This is a genomic window from Azohydromonas australica DSM 1124 (assembly GCF_000430725.1).
GTDB lineage: Bacteria > Pseudomonadota > Gammaproteobacteria > Burkholderiales > Burkholderiaceae_C > Azohydromonas > Azohydromonas australica.
Genome location: NZ_AUMO01000116.1, coordinates 1 through 17,444 on the forward strand (window position 1 = coordinate 1; position 17,444 = coordinate 17,444).

The window sequence follows — 17,444 nt, forward strand, 5'->3', positions numbered from 1 at the left end:
CCGCGCTTGCTGATGCCGCCCAGCCGGGACTTGCCGCCTGAGGAATGCTGCCTTGGCACCAGCCCAAGCCAGGCGGCCAAATGCCGACCATTCTTGAACTCGCTGGCGTCACCGACGGCTGCCACGATGGCAGTGGCGGTCACGGCGCCCACGCCGTCGATGGCGCTGATCTTCTTGCACAGCGCCGAGCTGCGCATGAAGGCCTTGATCTTCTGGTCCGCGTCAGCAATGCGGGCCTCGATGCCGCGCAGGTGCTCCAGCATCTCTACGACCAAGCCGCGGCAGAACTGCGTGAGCTCGGTGCTGTCGCTCGCAAGCACCTCTGGCATGGCGCGATGCAAGGCCGCAGGTGATTGCGCGATGGCAATGCCGCGTTCACCGAGGATGCCCCGGATGTGGTTCACGACAGCGGTCGATTGGTGCACGAGCAACTGACGCACCCGATGCAGCGCCTGGATGTCCTGCTGCTCCACCGTCTTGACGGCTACGAACCGCATGGTTGGTCGGCTGGCCGCTTCGACGATGGCCTCCGCGTCGTTGCGGTCGTTCTTGTTGGACTTCACGAACGGGGCCACGTACTGCGGGCTGATCAGCTTGGCTTCAATGCCTCGCGCCTTCAGGCACCGTGCCCAGTGGTGTGCGGAGCCACATGCTTCCATGACGACCAGCTTGGGCCGCAGTGCCGTGATAGCTGCCATCAGCCCGGCGCGGCTGACCTTGGCGCGGTGCAGCACTTGGCCTTTGCGGTCAGTCGCATGCAGTTGGAATACCTGCTTGGCCAGGTCGATTCCCAGGACGTCGACTTCCATGATGGGCCTCCGTACCAAAATTCGAACGCGAGGCGAAAAGTCTCCCCGAAGAGAGGCGTCGGCTCCATCTCAATATTTTGGTGCGCTTCGCCCGAAAAAATCATTACACATCAAGCACTTGCGAAATCATGTATACACCGGCGCCTCCTGCGCAGGCGCAAGAACGGAGCGCTTCGGCTGCGCCGCGTGCAGCGCGGTTCAGCTCTGCGTGGCACTGAAAGCCGCCGCCATCTCGCGTGCACGCTTCGTGTCGTCGCCGTGCAGGTAGGTCGAGGTGGTGGAGATCGGGGCGTGGCGCAGGTTGCTCTATTGGCGGTAAGTTAATCAACCATGCTCGTCACCCAGCGTGGCCGAGCTAAAGGTACGCAGGCACGTGATGACTGATTTGCCTGAAGACAATCGGTCCCATGACTCTCAAAGAGATTGAAGCCTTCTACTGGACCGCTGCGCTGGGTAGCTTCAGCGTCGCGGCTACCAGGCTGCACATCACCCAGTCGTCCCTGTCCAAGCGGGTGGCAGAGTTGGAGGAGTCCGTGGGCGCCGTGCTCATCGACCGTTCCAGCAAGAAGGTCCAATTGACGGATGCGGGACAGCGCTTGATGCCCGTCGCGCGCCAGATGCTGGACCTGATGGAGATGCTGCGCGCCGAGGCCACCACATCCGCCCGCCTTACCGGGGACTGCAGGTTTGGTATCAGCGAGTTGGTTGCGCTGACTTGGCTGCCTCAGCTCGTGAACAGCGTGCGGCACGAACATCCGGCCCTGCGTCTGCAGCCTTATGTGGATCTGGCCCGAAACCTTGAAAAGCGCGTCGTGCGGGGCGACCTTGACTTCGCAGTGGCTCCTGGTCCGGCCGAGAGTGATTCGGTTGAAAGCGAAACGATCGTTTCGGTGGAGTTCACCTGGACGGCAGCTCCTGGCCGCCTGCCTGCAGGTTCGGTGCTGACCGCGGCCGACTTGCTGCAGTACCCGCTGATCACGATGACGGAAGGCTCCGGGCTGACCCGCGCTTTCGAGGCCTGGGCTGCGGAGCAAGGGCTGCGTGCCCGGCAGACCGTCGCGTGCAACAGCCTCATGGGCATCGTGGGGCTGACCATCGCGGACGTGGGCATCAGCTTCCTGCCCGTACGCTACATCCAGCCTTGGCTGGACCGGGGCACGCTGGTCGCGCTGCGCAGCGTGCCGCCACTGCCCACGCTGGACTACTGCTTCATCCGACGCAGGGACGACTCGCGCTCCGTCGTCAAGGTCATGAAGCAGTTCGTCAGCCAGGTCGCCGACTTCTCCGCCTGGGCCGAGCCAAACGCCCCAACGCTGGCGACCGGCAAAGATTCAAAAAACGAATAGAACCGCATTCTAATAAGTCGTTTGCCGAGTGGAGACGACTTCTTCACCATTGCCTCACCCGATAAAGGAGACAACGGTGAAGACCAAGAACACCCTGGCTGCCGCAATGGCGGCAACGCTTCTCGCAGCAGCGCCGGCCTGGGCCGCCTGGCCTGATGACAAGCCCATCGAAGTTGTCGTGGGCTTCGCGCCTGGCGGCGGCACGGACCTGATGGCTCGCAAGCTGGTGCCCTTCGTGCAGAAGCGCCTGGGCGGCAAGGCCCAGTTCGTCGTGGTCAACAAGCCGGGCGCGGCCGGCGAGATCGCCAACACCTACGTGGCCAAGGCCAAGCCTGATGGCTACACGCTGGCCGTGGTGAACATGCCCAGCTTCTTCTTCGTTCCCATGAGCAAGAAGAGCCAGTACCAGGCGGAAGACTTCCAGCTGGTGGCCCGTGTCATCGACGATCCGACCATCCTGCTGGTGCGTTCGGACAGCAAGTACGGTTCGCTGCAGTCGCTCGTTGCCGCGTCCAAGCAGCAGCCGGGTTCGGTGTCCTTCGGCCACAACGGCACGGGCACGAACGGCGAGCTGGCGATCACGATGCTCAGCAAGGCCGCTGGCGTGCAGCTCAACGCTGTGCCGTACAAGGGCACCGCAGCGCAGAAGACCGACCTGCTGGGCGGCCATCTCGACGTGGCGCTGGTCAGCGCCGGCGAGGTGCCCGAACTGCACGAGGGTGCCAAGGCCAATGTGCGCGGTCTCGCCCAGCTCACAGCCAAACGCTCCACCGCGCTTCCGCAGGTGCCTACGGCCACTGAAGCCAGTCTGTCCGTGCTGATGTCCTCCGAGCGCGGTTTCGCCGCTCACAAGGGCGTGCCGGCCGACATCGTCAAGCGCCTGGAGAAAGCCATTGCCGAGGCGGTGATGGACCCCGAATTCCTGGCCGCGTCTACCGACGACGCGCTGCTGGCCTACCTGCCCGGCGCCGAGTGGCAGAAGGCCCTGGAACCCACCCGCAAGGCGTTGCAGCCCCTGGTGGACGCCCAGCCCAAGAACTGAAACCTACTACCGCGAGACATCCCCATGACTACCCAATTCACCCGCCCCGCCTTCGAGCGCGTCTCGCCCGAGTTGGTCGAACGCGCCAAGAAGTTCCAGAGCGCGATCCTGTGCGACGTGTTCGGCCGCCGCGGCACGCTCAATGCCCGCGTGCAGGCGCTGAACCCGGCCATGCAGGTGGCTGGCCCGGCCTTCACCGTCGAGGTCCGCCCTGGCGACAACCTCATGTTCCACGTCGCGCTGGCGTTGGCTCAGCCCGGCGACGTCATCATCGTGGACGGCAAGGGTGACGATACCTGCGCGCTGTTCGGCGAGCTGATGGTGAGCCAGGCCGAAGCCGCCGGGCTGGCGGGCTTCGTGGTGGACGCCGCCAGCCGCGACACCGACACGCTGGCCGATGGCAAGTTCCCCATCTTTGCAGCGGGCCGCAATCCCTGCGGTCCGACCAAGGGGCTGGGTGGGACGTTCTGCAAGCCCATCTCCGTGGCCGGCGTGCCGGTGCAACCCGGTGACCTGGTGCTGGGCGATGCCGACGGCGTGGTCGTGATTCCGCGTGCTGACGTCGAGCGGGTGCTGCAGGCCGCGGAGAAGAAACAGGCTGACGAAAAAGTGCGGCTGGAAGAGATCGCGCGCGGCGAACTGGTGTCGCCCTGGCTACACGACGCGCTGCTCGCTGCTGGCCTGCCTGCCCTGCCTGCGGCCTGAAGGAGCGCTGATGAGCCAGGACACCATCGTCGTCACCGCAGCCAACATCCACCCGGACGCTGTGGCACTTCTTTCAGATTACCGCGTGGTCTACGCCGACGTGCGCGCCGGCGAGACGGCGCTTGCCGAGCTATGTGGCCAGGAGCAGCCGATCGCCATCATGGTGCGCTACGGCAACATTTCGGAGAAGGTGATCTCGGCCTCGTCCAAGCTGAAGGTGATTGCCAAGCACGGCGTAGGCACCGACAACATCGACAAGGTCGCTGCAGCCCGCCTGAGCATCCCGGTCACCGCCGCACTCGGCTCCAACAGCCAGGCCGTAGCCGAGCAAACCTTGGCGCTCATGTTTGCCTGTGCTCGCCAGATTGCATGGCTGGACACGCGCATGCGTCAAGGCCACTGGGACAAGGACAACTACGCCGGCATCGAACTCGCCGGGGCCACGCTGGGCTTGATTGGCGCGGGCTCCATCGGCCGGCGCGTTGCGCAGGTTGCCCTGGCGCTCGGGATGAAAGTAGTAGTCCATGACCCCTATGCGATTCCCGGCAGCCTGCCCACCGGAGTGCACCTGGTGGATCTGGAGCCCCTGCTGGCTCAGGCGAACGTCATCTCGCTGCACTGCCCGCTGACGCCGGAAACCCGCAACCTGCTCGACGCGGACCGCTTGGCCAAACTCCAGGATCAGACCATCATCGTGAACACGGCGCGCGCCGGCTTGTTCGACGAAGCAGCACTGCTGGCCGAGCTCCATGCGAGGCGGCTGCATGCTGGCATCGATTGCTTCCAGGAAGAGCCACTAGGGAATAGTTCACCCTGGCTGGTGGCGCCCAATACCATCCTGACACCGCACATCGGCGGCACGACCACGACGGCATTCCGGCAGATGGGCGTGATGGCAGCCGAGTCGATCCTGAGCCATTTGAACTGTTGATCAGACAGCTCAACGGAGGATGCAGAGTAATCAGCCATCCCTGGTTGATGATTCTGTTGGCGGCGGGCGATACGTCGCAGCAGTGCATAGCAACCGCGTTTCATCACGGCGCGTTGATCAATTCTGTCGAATGCTGAAGGCTTCTGCCATCTCGCGTGCACGCTTCGTGTCGTCGCCGTGCAGGTAGGTCGAAGTCGTGGAGATCGAGGCGTGGCGCAGGTTGTCCCTGACGGTGGTGAGCGCGACACCGCGCTCGAGCGCATGGGTTGCGTGGGTGTGCCTCGTCCAGTGGGGACTGGCACGGCGCAGCTTCTCCGCCAGTTGAGGGTTGTCCCCCTGGACGACGCCGGCGGCCGTGGCGAAGAAGCGCCGCATCAGGGCCCAAAGGCGCGCCGTCGTGATGCCGCCGGCCTCGTCGGCCAGGCGAGCCACCAGCGGCGTGTCGGGCGCCCAGCGCGTCGGTGTGACGGACAACCCGCGCTGCACCAGGTAGCGCTCCAGCGCCGTGAGGGCCAGCGGCGGCAGGGCCACCTTGCCGGCCTTGGCGCCCTTGCCCACGAGGTGCAGCCACGACTCCTGCCGCGCATCGGTCTCGACAGCGCCCAGCGTGGCTCCCACCAGCTCGCTGGCGCGCAGCCCCGAAGCGTAGGCAAAGTCCAGCACGAAGCGCAGCCGCTGCGCCGCCGGCGCGCTCCAGCCGTACGACCACTCCAAACCGTCGGCGATGACGCGCAGCAGTCGCCACTCAGGCAGAGAGAAGCCGCGGCCGGCATCCAGCGGCGCCGTCGATGTGGCGCCGCGCACCTTCATGCCGGCAAACGGGTTGGCCAGCACGTAGCGCTGCTCGACCAGCCAACGGAACAGGGCGCCCAGTACCGACAACGTTAATGAATGAAAGGGACATCCCCATCCTGAGTCGGGCGGCCGCCGGTTGAGCGCGGCCATGCCCGGCAAGCGGTGGCACGATGGGGTTGCGCATTCTCAACGTGCTGAGCCTTGGAAGGAGATGTCCATGAACATTGTCTTTCTCGGTATAGATCTGGCCAAGAACTTGTTTGCTCTGCATGGCGTGGATGCCAGCGGGCACGCCTGCTTGGTTCGGCCTTCCGTGCGGCGCGACCAGTTGCTGGAGATGGTGGCCAAGCTGCCGCCTTGCACCATTGGCATGGAAGCCTGCTCAGGCGCACATCACTGGGCACGGCAGTTCGTTCGCTTTGGACACGTCGCCAAGCTCATGGCGCCGAAGTTCGTGGCGCCGTACCGCATGGGCGGACGCCGCGGCAAGAACGACGCTGCCGACGCTGCTGCAATCTGTGAAGCGCTGCAGCGCCCGAAGATGCGCTTTGTGCCGGTGAAGAGCGAGCTTGCGCAGTCACGCTTGGCGGTACACACACTGCGCCAGAGCTGGATCGTGGCGCGCACGGCAGCCATCAACCGGCTGCGTGGGCTGCTCAGCGAGTTCGGAATCGTGCTGCCTCTGAAGGCTGCCACGGTACGCGCGAACGCGGCCCAGCACCTCGAGGCTCTACCGGACTGGATGAAGACTGTCTGCCTTGACCTATTGCAGGAGCTGCGGCACCTTGATGAGCGAGTAAACGAATACGACGCTCATGTACGGGCGATTGCGCGGGCCGACGAGCGTGCACGGCGTTTGATGGAAGTACCAGGTATCGGCGCTACCACTGCCAGCGCGTTACTGGCAAGCATTGGATATGGACACGATTTCAAGAATGGCCGCCAGCTTGCTGCCTGGCTTGGGTTGGTACCCGGGCAGCACAGCTCGGGCGGCAAGCACCGACTCGGGCACATCACCAAGGCCGGCGACAGCTACCTGCGGTCACTGTTCATCCTGGGCGGCAGAGCGGTAATGGCAGCCGCTGCAAACAAGCGCGACCGGCTCAGTCGCTGGGCAACGAGCTTGGCAGAGCGGCGCGGCTACTGGATAGCAGTGGTTGCTATCGCATCAAAGAACGCTCGCATGGCGTGGGCAATGCTTGCCAAGGATGAGGCTTTCAAGCCTGTAGGGTGAGCATACTGGCCACAAAGCGAAACCCACGCAGTCCAGGAGAGAACCTTACCGCATCTGCTTTTGAATCTGCCACCGCGAGATGCCTGCATTGATGAGTAAAGGGTAGGACCCGCGCGGGGAGTGCTCGTTGACCATCCGGATGGCGCCATTGGCGACCTCGGCTAATGAATGGAGCCTTCGCGCGCGTCTTTCATCAGGGCCCGCAGCAATAAAGCTGCATTGAAGGCCGTTTGTAGACATTCAGTCCGCATCCCTACTCACTTGAAATGCAGGTGACGTTGATGGCAATTCGATAGACGAGCTTCCATGACAAATCGCGATGCGATCTGTCATGGCCTGCTTTCGCTTGACGGCGGGGGATGCCCTTGTAGAGATGGTCAGCCCGGTTCCTCGCAGCGACGTACCCTGCGAGGTGCTCTCTTACCCCGTGGAGGTCATCATGGGCGACGTCTCGCTGATCGGTATCGACCTAGGCAAGCACAGCTTCCATCTGCACGCGCAGGACAGCTCGGGGCGCATGGTGCTTCGTAAGAAGCTGACTCGCAGCCAGTTATTGGCGCAGCTCGGGAATTTCCAGGCATGCACCGTGGCGATGGAGTCCTGTGCCGGCGCCCACTGGCTCGCGCGGCACCTTGCTGCCATGGGACACCAGCCCAAACTCATCCCGCCTCAGTTCGTGAAGCCGTTCGTGAAGGGCAACAAGAACGACTTCGCCGACGCCGAGGCGATTTGCGAGGCCGTCGTCCGCCCGAATATGCGTTTCGCAACGCCGCATACCGAAGCACAGCAGGCCCTGTCAGCGCTGCACCGGGTGCGTGAGGCACTGGTGGGGGACCGCACCTGCACCACCAACCAGATCCACGCGTTCCTGCTCGAGTTTGGCATCAGCCTTGCCAAGGGCGAGGACGCCATCAAGGCACTGCCCGTCGTGCTGGCCCGGCACGAGGATCTACCGCCGGCAATCGTTGATGTCCTGCTGCGACTGCAGGCTCACCACAAGTACCTCGACGGTCAGATCGCCGATGTAGACCGCGAGATCAGCCGCCAGCTCAAGGCCGACGAGCGCAGCAATCGACTGCTGGAGATACCAGGTATTGGCCCGGTCACGGCCAGCGCGCTCTCCATCGAGCTCGGTGATCCGCACCGGTTTAAGAATGCTCGCCAGTTCGCCGCATCGATCGGTCTTGTTCCTGGGCAGTACAGCACCGGGGACAAGCCCAAACTCTTGGGTATCAGCAAGCGAGGCGACAAGAGGTTGCGCTCGCTTCTTGTGCTGGGTGCACGGAGCATCATGAAGCACATTGAGCGACGCACCGATGTCCTTGGACGTTGGGTCTGCGCCATGCTCGCACGCCGGCATTCCAACGTGGTGGCCTGCGCGCTGGCCAACAAGCTCGCCAGGATCGCGTGGGCAATGCTGGCCAGAGGAACGCACTTCGACGCGGGCCGATCAGCAATGGCCGTCTGATGCGGCAAGGCGACTGGTTATATCCAATCCCACCTGGTTTGCGATGGCAGACGACGTGATGGCGTGAATGGCTCAACAGCCCGGCAAGAAACCTGAATCAAGTACCAGCTGTAATACGCTGCAGCGTTTTTGAGGCTTGCCAGGCACGGTTCTCATCATGGAGCGGGCACACCGTTGCCCAAGACGACTCCGGATAGATTTGCGCAAGCCCTCCTCACATCACCACCAAGCTGCTTTGCAAAGACCGGGCTGACCATAGATACTTGATGGAGCGCGCTGACAGCGCCCCCGCGAACGGCCGCCACTCCGGCGAGTGCCGCGGGCGCGAAGGACCGATCCAGCGAGCGGCAGGCGCGGGCCGGCGCAGGAAGGCCCGGTAGGCAGTGGCGTCTTCGGTGGCCAGCGACGACAGCGCCTTGCCGCGCTCCAGCACCGCCCACAGGATCAACCGCTCGGCTTCCTTGCGGTACGCGCGCCGCGTGGCCTCGGACTCGTGGCGCTGCAGCCAGGCCTGCACCGCGGCGTAGTCGTCGCGGGCGTCGAGCGCGCAGCTCTCGCGCGGAGCGCGGAAGCGCCCGTGTGAGCCGTCGAGCTCCTGCGGCAGCGCGATGCGCTCCCACGGCTGCACGTCCAGAGCCGGCACCTCCACCAGCGCGCGGGCGCGCTCGGTGAGCTCGGGGTACGCGGCGAAGAAAGCCTCCACCTTGCGCGCGCCCGTGGCACCCAGCCCCGGGACGGCCGTCCACCAGCGCCGCCGGCGCGGTACGCGCAGTGTCAGCGCCGCCAGCGTGTCGATGCCGGCGGCCTGCAGCGCGGCGACGATGCGCGCGTGCAGCCAGCGCTCGACGCGATCGCCGATGAGCGGCTGAGGCTCTGGCAATGCGCGCAGCGTCTCCATGGCCTGCGCCACGGCGTGGGCGTGGGCCGCGTCGCCGCGGTGCTCCACGGCGAAGGTATCGGCCAGGTCTGCGCGCTGGCGCGAGCGCGCCAGGCGCTGCAGCTGGTGCCGAATGCCACTGAGCACGCCACGCGCCGATGCGCCGTCAACCAAGGCATGCGGCAGGTACTGCTCGACCGCTGAGCACGCTGAAAGCCCTTCGTGCCACGCACGCAGCGCAGCCAGCGCGGCGGTGTTGGGCAGGGCGTCGGCCGAGGCCGGGATGTCGCTCGTTTTGCGAGGTGCAAGTTTATTCACTCCGCAATGCTGCTGTGATAAGAAAACTTATCTCGATAGCGGCATACCGCTGCAATGGCGTTGCTTCTGCATCTTTCTTACAATCAGGCGTTGCGCCGGTACTCGCTGCGGTGTCGCATGAAGCGGTGGTACGACATGCGCAGGTGCAGCTGCATGACTTGGCGCGCGAGCTCGCCGTCGCGCGCTTCGGCCGCCAGGGTCAGGTCCTGGTGGTGATGCAAGCTCTGCTCCAATTCGGCCCTGGTGTAGAGGTAGAACGAGCGCACGATGATGGGCATGTCGATCATCGTCTCCAGCATGGAGCGCAGGCGCGGTGATCCCGAGGCATCGAGCAAGGTGCGGTGGAAGGTCCGGTTGGCGTCCTGGATGCGGGCGATGGCGTCCTCGCCGCCGTCCTCGATGGCCTGGGCCATCTGCTCGTTGCTGGCCTTGAGCCGGGCCAGCATCTCGTCGCCGCCACGCTCGGCCGCGAGGCTCGCCGCGTAGGGCTCCAGCAGCATTCGCAGTTGGAACGTCTCCTCGATGTCCCACTCACTCCACTGGGCGACGTGGATGCCCTGACCGGCATCGGCGGTGGCCAGCCCATCGTCCACCAGCCGCTTCAGGGCCGTGCGCACGGGCGTGCGGCTGATCCCGAACTCGCGTGCCAGCGGTTCCTCCTTGAGCTGCGTGCCGGGCTTGTAGTGCCCACCCACCAGGCGCTGCCGCAGCACCTCATACGCCTTGTCCGCTCCCCGTTGCATCGCCAATGCCGTTGTCCAGCCGCTGTCGTCCTGGGGCGCAATTCTAGAGCGCTGTGACGTTGGGCCTGGACATGCTCCAAGCAGGGTCAATGTACTTTTTTTGTCTTAAAAGACGACCTTCTAGGTGATTACCCTGCCTGCTATTCCCATGTTTTGTACTTTTTTTGTATTCTTCGCGGCGTCAAAGGAGATGCCATGCGTGTTGCGATCATTGGTCTGGGCGAAGTGGGGCGCTGCTATGCGAAGCCGCTTCATGAAGCCGGTTTCGAGTTGACCCTGTGCGAGGCGTGGCCCTCGGCCGCTGCCAGCGAGCTGGCGGCGCAGTGGGGACTGCCCATTCACGACAAGCCGGGAGCGTGGCTCGCGTCGGCGCAGTGGGTGCTGTCGTGCGTGACCGGCGCGCAGGCGCTGGCGGTGGTGGAGCAGGTAGTGCCGCACTTGGCGGCGGACACCTCGCTGGCCGACTTCACCACGGCCAGCCCGGAGGTCAAGCGCCGTGCGGCGCAGCACGCGGCCGAACACGGCATGCGCTACGTGGACACGGCCATCATGGGCGCCATCAGCCTGAACTGGGTGCGCACGCCGCTGCTGGCTTCGGGCGACGGCGCCGAGGATTTGAAGACCCTGCTGGAGAAGGCCGGCGGCCGGGTGCAGGCCATCCCGGGCGGCAAGGCCGGCGACGCCATTTCGCTGAAGATCCTGCGCAGCGTCTTCACCAAAGGCATGGAAGCGCTCAGCGTCGAGCTGCTCACCAGCGCCGAGAAACAGGGCGTGCGCGACAAGCTCTACGAGCAGCTCAGCGACATCGACCGGACGCCGCTGCGCAGCTTCATCGACATGCTGGTGCGCACGCACGTCGTGCATGCCAAGCGCCGGGCCCACGAGGTCCACGACGCGCAAGGCGAACTTGCCGCCCAGGGCTTGCCCTCGCTGGTGTTGCCGGGTGTCGAGCAGCGCTTCCGTGACACGGCAGCCAAGCTGGAGCACAACCCGCTGAACGCCGCGGACCCCAGCGTCGACCAGGCGCTGCAGTGGCTGCTGGCCACCAACACCCAGCAGGCCTGAGCCGCCTGCCGACCCTCTTATCCATCACCTGAACAGGACATCACCATGACGACTTCGCAAAAGCTGGCCCAACTGCGCGACCTGGGCACCGCCACCGTGTACGAGGCCCAAGGCGCCAAGGGCGCGCTGGACCAGGGCATGAAGCCCATCGACCCCACCGTTCGCCTGGCCGGCCCGGTGCTGACAGTGGACGCGCGCCCGGCGGACAACCTGATCCTCCACTACGCGGTACTCCAAGCCAAGCCGGGCGACGTGCTGGTGGTGGATGCCAAGGGCTTCATGGAAGCCGGCCCGTGGGGCGACGTGCTCACGCTGCAGGCGATGAAGCTCGGCATCGCGGGCCTGGTGATCAACGGCTGCGTGCGCGACGCCAACCTCATCATCGACCTGAAGTTTCCGGTGTTCTGCCGCGGCCTCTCCATCAAGGGCACGGGCAAGAACCAGCCCGGCAAGGTCAACGTGCCCATCACCATCGGCGACGCCGTCATCCGCCCGGGCGACATCATCGTCGGCGACCGCGACGGCCTGGTGGTCGTGGCCGCGGACGAGGTGGACATGGCCATCGAGAAGAGCCTGGCCCGTGAAGAAAAAGAAGTGAAGCAGCGCGAGGCCATCGAGGCCGGCACGTCCAACACCGTCGAGTTGTTGAACCTGGGCGAAACCCTCAAGCGCTTCGGTCTGGTCTGAGTCACCAGCGGCTGCTGCTCACTGCAAAGAAGGAACTTCCATGCGCAATCTCTTCAAGCTCGCCGCCACCCTGGGTGCCGTGGCGCAGATCGGCCTTGTGCCCGTCTCGGCCGCGGAGGCCTACCCGACCAAGCCGATCCGCATGGTCGTGGCCTTCGCACCGGGCGGCTCCGCGGACATCAACGCCCGCGCCGTCGGCCAGCAATTGGCCAAGGAAATGGGCGCCACTATCGTGGTTGACAACAAGGGCGGTGCCGGCGGCAACCTCGGCGCCGTGGAAGCCAAGCGCGCCGCGCCCGACGGCTACACCGTGTTCTATGCCACCTCGGCCGTGGTGCTGGCGCCGGCCCTGTATTCCAAGCCGGGCTTCGATCCTTACCAGGACTTCACCCCGATCTCGCTGACGGCCACCATCCCGCTGGTGCTCGTTACTCATCCCAGCGTGCCGGCCAAGACGGTGTCGGAGTTCATCGCCTGGGGCAAGAGCAAGGGCGGCAAGATCAACTACGGCTCTTCGGGCTCCGGTGCGCTGCTGCACCTGGCCGGTGCCCTGTTCCTGAAGGAAACGGGCTTCCAGGCCACGCACATCGCCTACAAGGGCAGCGCGCCGGCCATCACGGACTTGCTGGGCGGCACGACGGAGTTCATGTTCCTGCCCATCAACGAGGCCATGCAGCACATCAAGGGCGGTGGCATGCGCGCGCTGGCGGTCACGCACGAGAAGCGCTCGCCGCTGCTGCCCGACGTGCCCACGATCCGTGAGGCCACGGGCAAGACCACGATGGACATGGGCGCCTGGCAAGGGCTGATGGTGCCCAAGGGCACGCCGGCCGACGTGGTGACCAAGCTCGATACGTCCCTGCAAAAGGCGCTGAAGGACCCGGGCCTGCGCGAGCGGCTTACCGGCCAGGGCTCCATCATGCTCGGCGGCACGCAGAAGGAGTACGTGGACTACATGAAGGCCGAAGGCGCGCGCTGGGCCGCGGTGATCCGCGACACCGGCGCGAAGGCGGACTGACGACCTTTGGGCGAACGACAACACGAAATCCACAGGAGACAACTCATGCCCCCCAAGGTACTCCTTGCCGCGATGGCCGGCCTGCTGATCGGCACCGCCGCGGTTGCCCAGGACTTCAAGGGCCCGATCAAGATCGTGGTTCCGTTCGCCCCGGGCGGCGCCACCGACGCCGTGGCGCGCTTGCTGGCGCCGGGCCTGTCCAAGCAGCTGGGGCAGCAGGTCATCATCGACAACCGCCCCGGTGCCAGCGGACAGCTCGGGACCGCGGCAGTCAAGGCCGCACCAGCGGACGGCTCGACCTTCCTGCTGGCGCTGGACCATTCGGTGGTCATCGTGCCTCTGATCACGCCCACCGCCGGGTACGACGCTCTCAAGGACTTCGTGCCCGTGGGCCAGGTCGCGCGCTTTCAGTGGACCTTCGCCGTGCCGCAGGGCAGCCCAGCCAGGACGCTGGGGGACTTCGTGGACATCGTGCGCAAGGACCCGAGCAAGGGCAACTACGGCGTGCCGCTGCAAGGTGGCGTGCCCGACATCATCGGTGCCGCCATCTCGCGCAAGGCCAGCGTGAAGATGGAGCCCATCCCGTTCGGCGGCTCCGCCATGATGATGCCCCAGCTCATCGGCGGGCAGCTCGCCTCTGGGGTGACGGGTGAACCCGAGGGCGTGACGATGCTCAAGGGCGGCAAGGTCCGCATCCTGGCCATCTCCGGCGGCAAGCGCTCGGCCCTGCTTCCCAATGTGCCCACATTCGAGGAGCTCGGCTTCACGGGCGTGAACGTCAACAGCTTCAACGCCTTCTTCGCGCCCAAGGCGCTGCCGCGCCCACTGGCCGAGAAGTTCAACGCCGCGCTGAAAGCGACGCTCAGTGACCGCGAGGTGCAGCGGAAGATCCACGAAATGTCGCTGGAGCTGGCACCCACCGACCTGGACGAGTCTGCACGCGAGCTCGCCAAGTCGTACGAGTTCTGGCATCGCCCCGAGAACGCATCCAAGTGATGTAAGCCAAAGCGCCGGTCATCATGAGCATTCCCATGGAAAGCGGCCAGGACGCTCTGGCGGCGCCGCACTCCGCAGGCCGCGGCGGTCCAGATTTCGAGGTACCGAAGGGCGCATGCGACTGCCACATGCACCTCTTTGACACGCGGCTGCCGTTCGCCGCCGGCGCACCGCTGGTGCACGGCGATGCATCGGGCGACGACTACCGGCGCCTTCAGCAGCGGCTGGGGCTCACGCGCAACGTGATCGTCCAGCCGTCGAGCTACGGGCGCGATCACCGGGTACTGCTGGCAGGACTGCGGGCACTGGGACCGGCAGCCCGAGGCATCGCCGTCATCGCGCCCGACGTGCCAGAAGAGGAGTTGAGCGCGCTGCAGGCTGCTGGTGTCGTGGGGGTGCGCTTCAATCTGGTCCAGCACGGTGCTACCGATGACTCGATGCTGGAAGCCGTTACGCGGCGCATCCAGCACCTGGGCTGGCACATCCAGCTGCATCTGCACACTCGCGACCTGCTGCGCCTGGCCAGCCGGCTGGCCGCACTGCCCGTGCCCATCGTCCTCGATCACTTCGCCCGCGTGAATGCCGATACCGCGTTGGCAAGCCAGGTTGCCGAGCAGGTCGAACGCCTGCTGGACACGGGCCGCGCCTGGTTGAAGCTCTCGGCGCCCTACATCGCGTCCTTGGATGCGCCGGCCTACGCCAATCTCGACGCCTTTGTGCAGAAGCTCCTGCAACGCCATCCGGACCGACTGGTCTGGGGCTCCGACTGGCCGCACGTCACCGAGGCGGACAAGCCCGACGATGCGCAACTGCTTAGCCTGCTGGCGCTCTGGGCACCTGACGAAGACTTGCGCAAGCGCCTACTGGTCGACAACCCGCAACGGCTGTATGGCTTCAGGAGTTGAGCTGGGCAGCGAAGACTTGACAGGGGTCTCGGGGATTTGCGGGCCGAGACGGTCCACGGGAACCAAGACTCAGGCCGCACATGTGATCTCTCTGGTGCGCTGAACCACGGCCCGCGCCGGCCGCCGATGCTCTCAAGCGGCCCTGCCGGGCTACGCCGGCCACTCGTTCTCATGCCGGTCAAGCGGCCATACAACTCATTCACTACTGAGGTTTTGCGATGCTGATCGGAGTACCGCTGGAGACGGCAGATGGAGAAACCCGCGTCGCGGTCACTCCTGAAACGGTGAAGAAGCTCAGAGCCCAATGCCACCAGCTCTTCGTGCAATCCGGCGCCGGCGCGGCCGCCGCAGCGCCCGACGAGGCCTACCGGGCCGTAGGTGCGGAAATCGTGGATGCCCAGGCCGCCTTCGGCTGCGATCTGGTGCTCAAGGTTCGCTCACCGTCTGCGGACGAGTTGCCGCTGATGAAGCGCGGCGCGACGGTGGTCGGGATGCTGAATCCCTTCGACCGCGAAGGCCTGGAGCGCCTGGCCGCCGCCGGCGTGACCGGCTTCGCGCTGGAGGCCGCCCCGCGCACGACGCGCGCGCAAAGCATGGACGTGCTCTCCTCCCAGGCCAACATCGCCGGCTACAAGGCCGTGATCATCGCGGCCGACCGCTATCAGAAGTTCTTTCCCATGCTCATGACGGCCGCGGGCACCGTGAAGGCGGCGCGCGTCGTGATCCTGGGCGTGGGCGTGGCGGGGCTGCAGGCCATCGCCACGGCCAAGCGCCTGGGGGCGGTGATCGAGGCCTCGGACGTGCGGCCTTCGGTGAAGGAGCAGGTCGAGTCGTTGGGTGCGAAGTTCATCGACGTGCCCTACGAGACGGCCGAGGAGAAGGAAGCGGCCGAGGGCGTGGGCGGCTACGCGCGCCCGATGCCCGAGAGCTGGCTCGCCAGGCAGCACGCCGAGGTCGCCAAGCGCGTGGCGGCAGCCGACGTGGTGATCTCCACCGCGCTGATCCCCGGCCGCCCGGCTCCGAAGCTCGTGTCGGCGGAGATGGTGCAGTCCATGAAGCCGGGCTCGGTGATCGTGGACTTGGCCGCGGCCAACGGCGGCAACTGCGCCCTCACGGTGCCCGGGCAGACGGTGGTGCAGCACGGCGTGACGATCGTCGGGGAAACCAACCTGCCCGCGCTGCTGGCCGCCGATGCGTCGGCCCTGTACGCGCGCAACGTGCTGGACTTTCTGAAGCTGGTGCTGCCGAAGGACGCCGCGGCCGTGAACGTGCCGCTGGACGACGACATCGTGGCCGCGTGCCTGATGACGCGCAACGGACAAATCACCAGAAAGGGCTGAAGCCGTGGAAGTCTCACACACCATCATCAACCTGATCATCTTCGTGCTGGCCATCTACGTGGGCTACCACGTGGTGTGGACCGTCACACCGGCGCTGCACACGCCGCTGATGGCTGTGACCAACGCCATCTCCGCCATCGTTATCGTGGGCGCGATGCTGGCCGCAGCTTTGACCGAGACGGGGCTGGGCAAGACCATGGGCGTGCTGGCGGTGGCGCTGGCGGCGGTGAACGTCTTCGGCGGCTTCCTGGTGACGCGGCGCATGCTTGAAATGTTCAGGAAGAAGGAGCGCAAAGCTACGGCCGCTGAACTGAAGGATCAGTCGGTGCATGCGCAGCAATCGGGAATCAGATCATGACCGGCGTTGACTGGGGCTATGCCTGCTTGTCGCTGCTGGCAGCCTTGATCGTAGGAATGGCAGTTGGATATGCCTCTCATTGGGCCATTGGCGTCGTGCTGTCCATTGGATGGTGTTTGGTCCATGCCTTGGTGGAGGGAGTCAAAGACTTCGCCGGCATTGCTGAAGAAGTGCAATTGGAATTGGAGTTGATGCGATGAGCATGAACCTCGTGACGCTGCTGAACCTGGTGGCCAGTGTCTGCTTCATCCAGGCCTTGAAGGGCCTGTCCCATCCCACGACATCGATTCGCGGCAACGTCTTCGGCATGACGGGCATGGGCATCGCGGTGCTCACCACCGCGGCGCTGATCCTCAAGCTCGCCGAGGACCTCGGCACCGCCGGCGCCTCCGGGCTGGTGTGGGTGCTCATCGGGCTGCTGGTGGGCGGCAGCGCCGGCACCGTGATGGCCCGTCGCGTGCAGATGACCAAGATGCCCGAGCTCGTGGCCTTCATGCACTCCATGATCGGCATGGCCGCGGTGTTCATCGCCGTGGCCGCGGTGGCCGAGCCCTGGGCCTTCGGCATCACGGCCAAGGGGACTCAGATTCCGGCGGGCAACCGGCTGGAGCTGTTCCTCGGGGCCGCGATCGGCGCCATCACCTTCTCCGGCTCCGTCATCGCCTTCGGCAAGCTCTCGGGCAAGTACAAGTTCCGGCTGTTCAAGGGCGCGCCGGTGGTGTTCCCGGGGCAGCACCTGCTGAATCTCGTGCTGGGCTTGTCCACCATCGCGCTGGGGCTGGTGTTCATGTTCACCGAGAGCTGGCC

18 protein-coding genes and 1 pseudogene are annotated in these 17,444 nt (G+C 65.4%); 15 read left to right on the forward strand and 4 right to left on the reverse strand.

Annotation, left to right across the window (positions count from 1 at the left end; all coding sequences use genetic code 11):
• The coding region (locus tag H537_RS0117225; RefSeq protein WP_028998860.1) for an IS110 family RNA-guided transposase at nucleotides 1-809 on the reverse strand (809 nt) is incomplete at its 3' end.
• Nucleotides 810-1,216: 407 nt separating this feature from the next.
• Between H537_RS0117225 and H537_RS43775 the strand changes: the two genes are divergently transcribed.
• From H537_RS43775 to H537_RS0117245, 4 genes are all read left to right on the forward strand, one after another.
• Nucleotides 1,217-2,155, forward strand: a complete 939-nt coding sequence (locus H537_RS43775; RefSeq protein WP_051242862.1) for a LysR family transcriptional regulator — start codon at nucleotides 1,217-1,219, stop codon at nucleotides 2,153-2,155.
• A 76-nt stretch (nucleotides 2,156-2,231) separates the two neighbouring features.
• Entirely contained in the window at nucleotides 2,232-3,197 is a 966-nt protein-coding gene (locus H537_RS43780) for a tripartite tricarboxylate transporter substrate binding protein (RefSeq protein WP_043459082.1), read from the forward strand.
• A gap of 24 nt (nucleotides 3,198-3,221) precedes the next feature.
• A complete protein-coding gene (locus tag H537_RS0117240) occupies nucleotides 3,222-3,902 on the forward strand; it encodes an RraA family protein (protein WP_028998861.1) in 681 nt (226 codons plus the stop codon).
• Nucleotides 3,903-3,912: 10 nt separating this feature from the next.
• A complete protein-coding gene (locus tag H537_RS0117245; protein ID WP_028998862.1) occupies nucleotides 3,913-4,833 on the forward strand; it encodes a hydroxyacid dehydrogenase in 921 nt (306 codons plus the stop codon).
• A gap of 117 nt (nucleotides 4,834-4,950) precedes the next feature.
• Here H537_RS0117245 and H537_RS43785 read toward each other — a convergent pair.
• A pseudogene (locus tag H537_RS43785) lies at nucleotides 4,951-5,760 on the reverse strand (tyrosine-type recombinase/integrase); the annotation flags it as partial.
• Between the two features lie 85 nt (nucleotides 5,761-5,845).
• Between H537_RS43785 and H537_RS0117255 the strand changes: the two are divergent.
• Both H537_RS0117255 and H537_RS0117260 read left to right on the forward strand, forming a co-directional pair.
• Nucleotides 5,846-6,862: an IS110 family RNA-guided transposase gene (locus H537_RS0117255; protein WP_028998863.1), complete on the forward strand. Its 1,017-nt coding sequence runs from the start codon at nucleotides 5,846-5,848 to the stop codon at nucleotides 6,860-6,862.
• A 439-nt stretch (nucleotides 6,863-7,301) separates the two neighbouring features.
• Complete coding sequence (locus H537_RS0117260; protein ID WP_028998864.1) at nucleotides 7,302-8,330, forward strand: IS110 family RNA-guided transposase; 1,029 nt, start codon at nucleotides 7,302-7,304, stop codon at nucleotides 8,328-8,330.
• 214 nt (nucleotides 8,331-8,544) lie between these two features.
• Here the strand turns inward: H537_RS0117260 and H537_RS43790 are convergent, their stop codons facing one another.
• On the reverse strand, nucleotides 8,545-9,525 hold the full coding sequence (locus H537_RS43790; protein ID WP_051242863.1) for a phage integrase family protein: 981 nt from the start codon (nucleotides 9,523-9,525) through the stop codon (nucleotides 8,545-8,547).
• Nucleotides 9,526-9,608: 83 nt separating this feature from the next.
• The gene (locus tag H537_RS0117270; RefSeq protein WP_028998865.1) at nucleotides 9,609-10,268 is read right to left on the reverse strand and encodes a GntR family transcriptional regulator; all 660 of its coding nucleotides are present in this window, start codon (nucleotides 10,266-10,268) and stop codon (nucleotides 9,609-9,611) included.
• Between the two features lie 195 nt (nucleotides 10,269-10,463).
• Between H537_RS0117270 and H537_RS0117275 the strand changes: the two genes are divergently transcribed.
• The 9 genes from H537_RS0117275 to H537_RS0117310 all read left to right on the forward strand — a co-directional run.
• Nucleotides 10,464-11,333, forward strand: a complete 870-nt coding sequence (locus H537_RS0117275) for an NAD(P)-binding domain-containing protein (RefSeq protein ID WP_028998866.1) — start codon at nucleotides 10,464-10,466, stop codon at nucleotides 11,331-11,333.
• A gap of 45 nt (nucleotides 11,334-11,378) precedes the next feature.
• On the forward strand, nucleotides 11,379-12,020 hold the full coding sequence (locus tag H537_RS0117280; RefSeq protein ID WP_028998867.1) for a 4-carboxy-4-hydroxy-2-oxoadipate aldolase/oxaloacetate decarboxylase: 642 nt from the start codon (nucleotides 11,379-11,381) through the stop codon (nucleotides 12,018-12,020).
• Nucleotides 12,021-12,060: 40 nt separating this feature from the next.
• A complete protein-coding gene (locus tag H537_RS0117285) occupies nucleotides 12,061-13,038 on the forward strand; it encodes a Bug family tripartite tricarboxylate transporter substrate binding protein (RefSeq protein ID WP_028998868.1) in 978 nt (325 codons plus the stop codon).
• A 45-nt stretch (nucleotides 13,039-13,083) separates the two neighbouring features.
• A complete protein-coding gene (locus H537_RS0117290) occupies nucleotides 13,084-14,034 on the forward strand; it encodes a Bug family tripartite tricarboxylate transporter substrate binding protein (protein WP_028998869.1) in 951 nt (316 codons plus the stop codon).
• Between the two features lie 23 nt (nucleotides 14,035-14,057).
• Nucleotides 14,058-14,939 carry an amidohydrolase family protein gene (locus tag H537_RS0117295; protein ID WP_043459083.1) on the forward strand — a complete coding sequence of 294 codons (882 nt, stop codon included), beginning with the start codon at nucleotides 14,058-14,060 and terminating at the stop codon, nucleotides 14,937-14,939.
• Nucleotides 14,940-15,157: 218 nt separating this feature from the next.
• Complete coding sequence (locus H537_RS0117300) at nucleotides 15,158-16,279, forward strand: Re/Si-specific NAD(P)(+) transhydrogenase subunit alpha (protein ID WP_028998871.1); 1,122 nt, start codon at nucleotides 15,158-15,160, stop codon at nucleotides 16,277-16,279.
• A gap of 4 nt (nucleotides 16,280-16,283) precedes the next feature.
• Entirely contained in the window at nucleotides 16,284-16,637 is a 354-nt protein-coding gene (locus tag H537_RS43795; RefSeq protein ID WP_043459084.1) for an NAD(P) transhydrogenase subunit alpha part 2, read from the forward strand.
• Nucleotides 16,634-16,837 (forward strand): hypothetical protein, encoded by a 204-nt coding sequence (locus tag H537_RS43800; protein ID WP_043459085.1) that lies wholly within the window; start codon nucleotides 16,634-16,636, stop codon nucleotides 16,835-16,837. The genes H537_RS43795 and H537_RS43800 overlap by 4 nt, the downstream gene beginning before the upstream one ends.
• On the forward strand, nucleotides 16,834-17,444 hold a 611-nt coding region (locus tag H537_RS0117310; protein WP_043459089.1), incomplete at its 3' end, for an NAD(P)(+) transhydrogenase (Re/Si-specific) subunit beta. The genes H537_RS43800 and H537_RS0117310, both read left to right, overlap by 4 nt.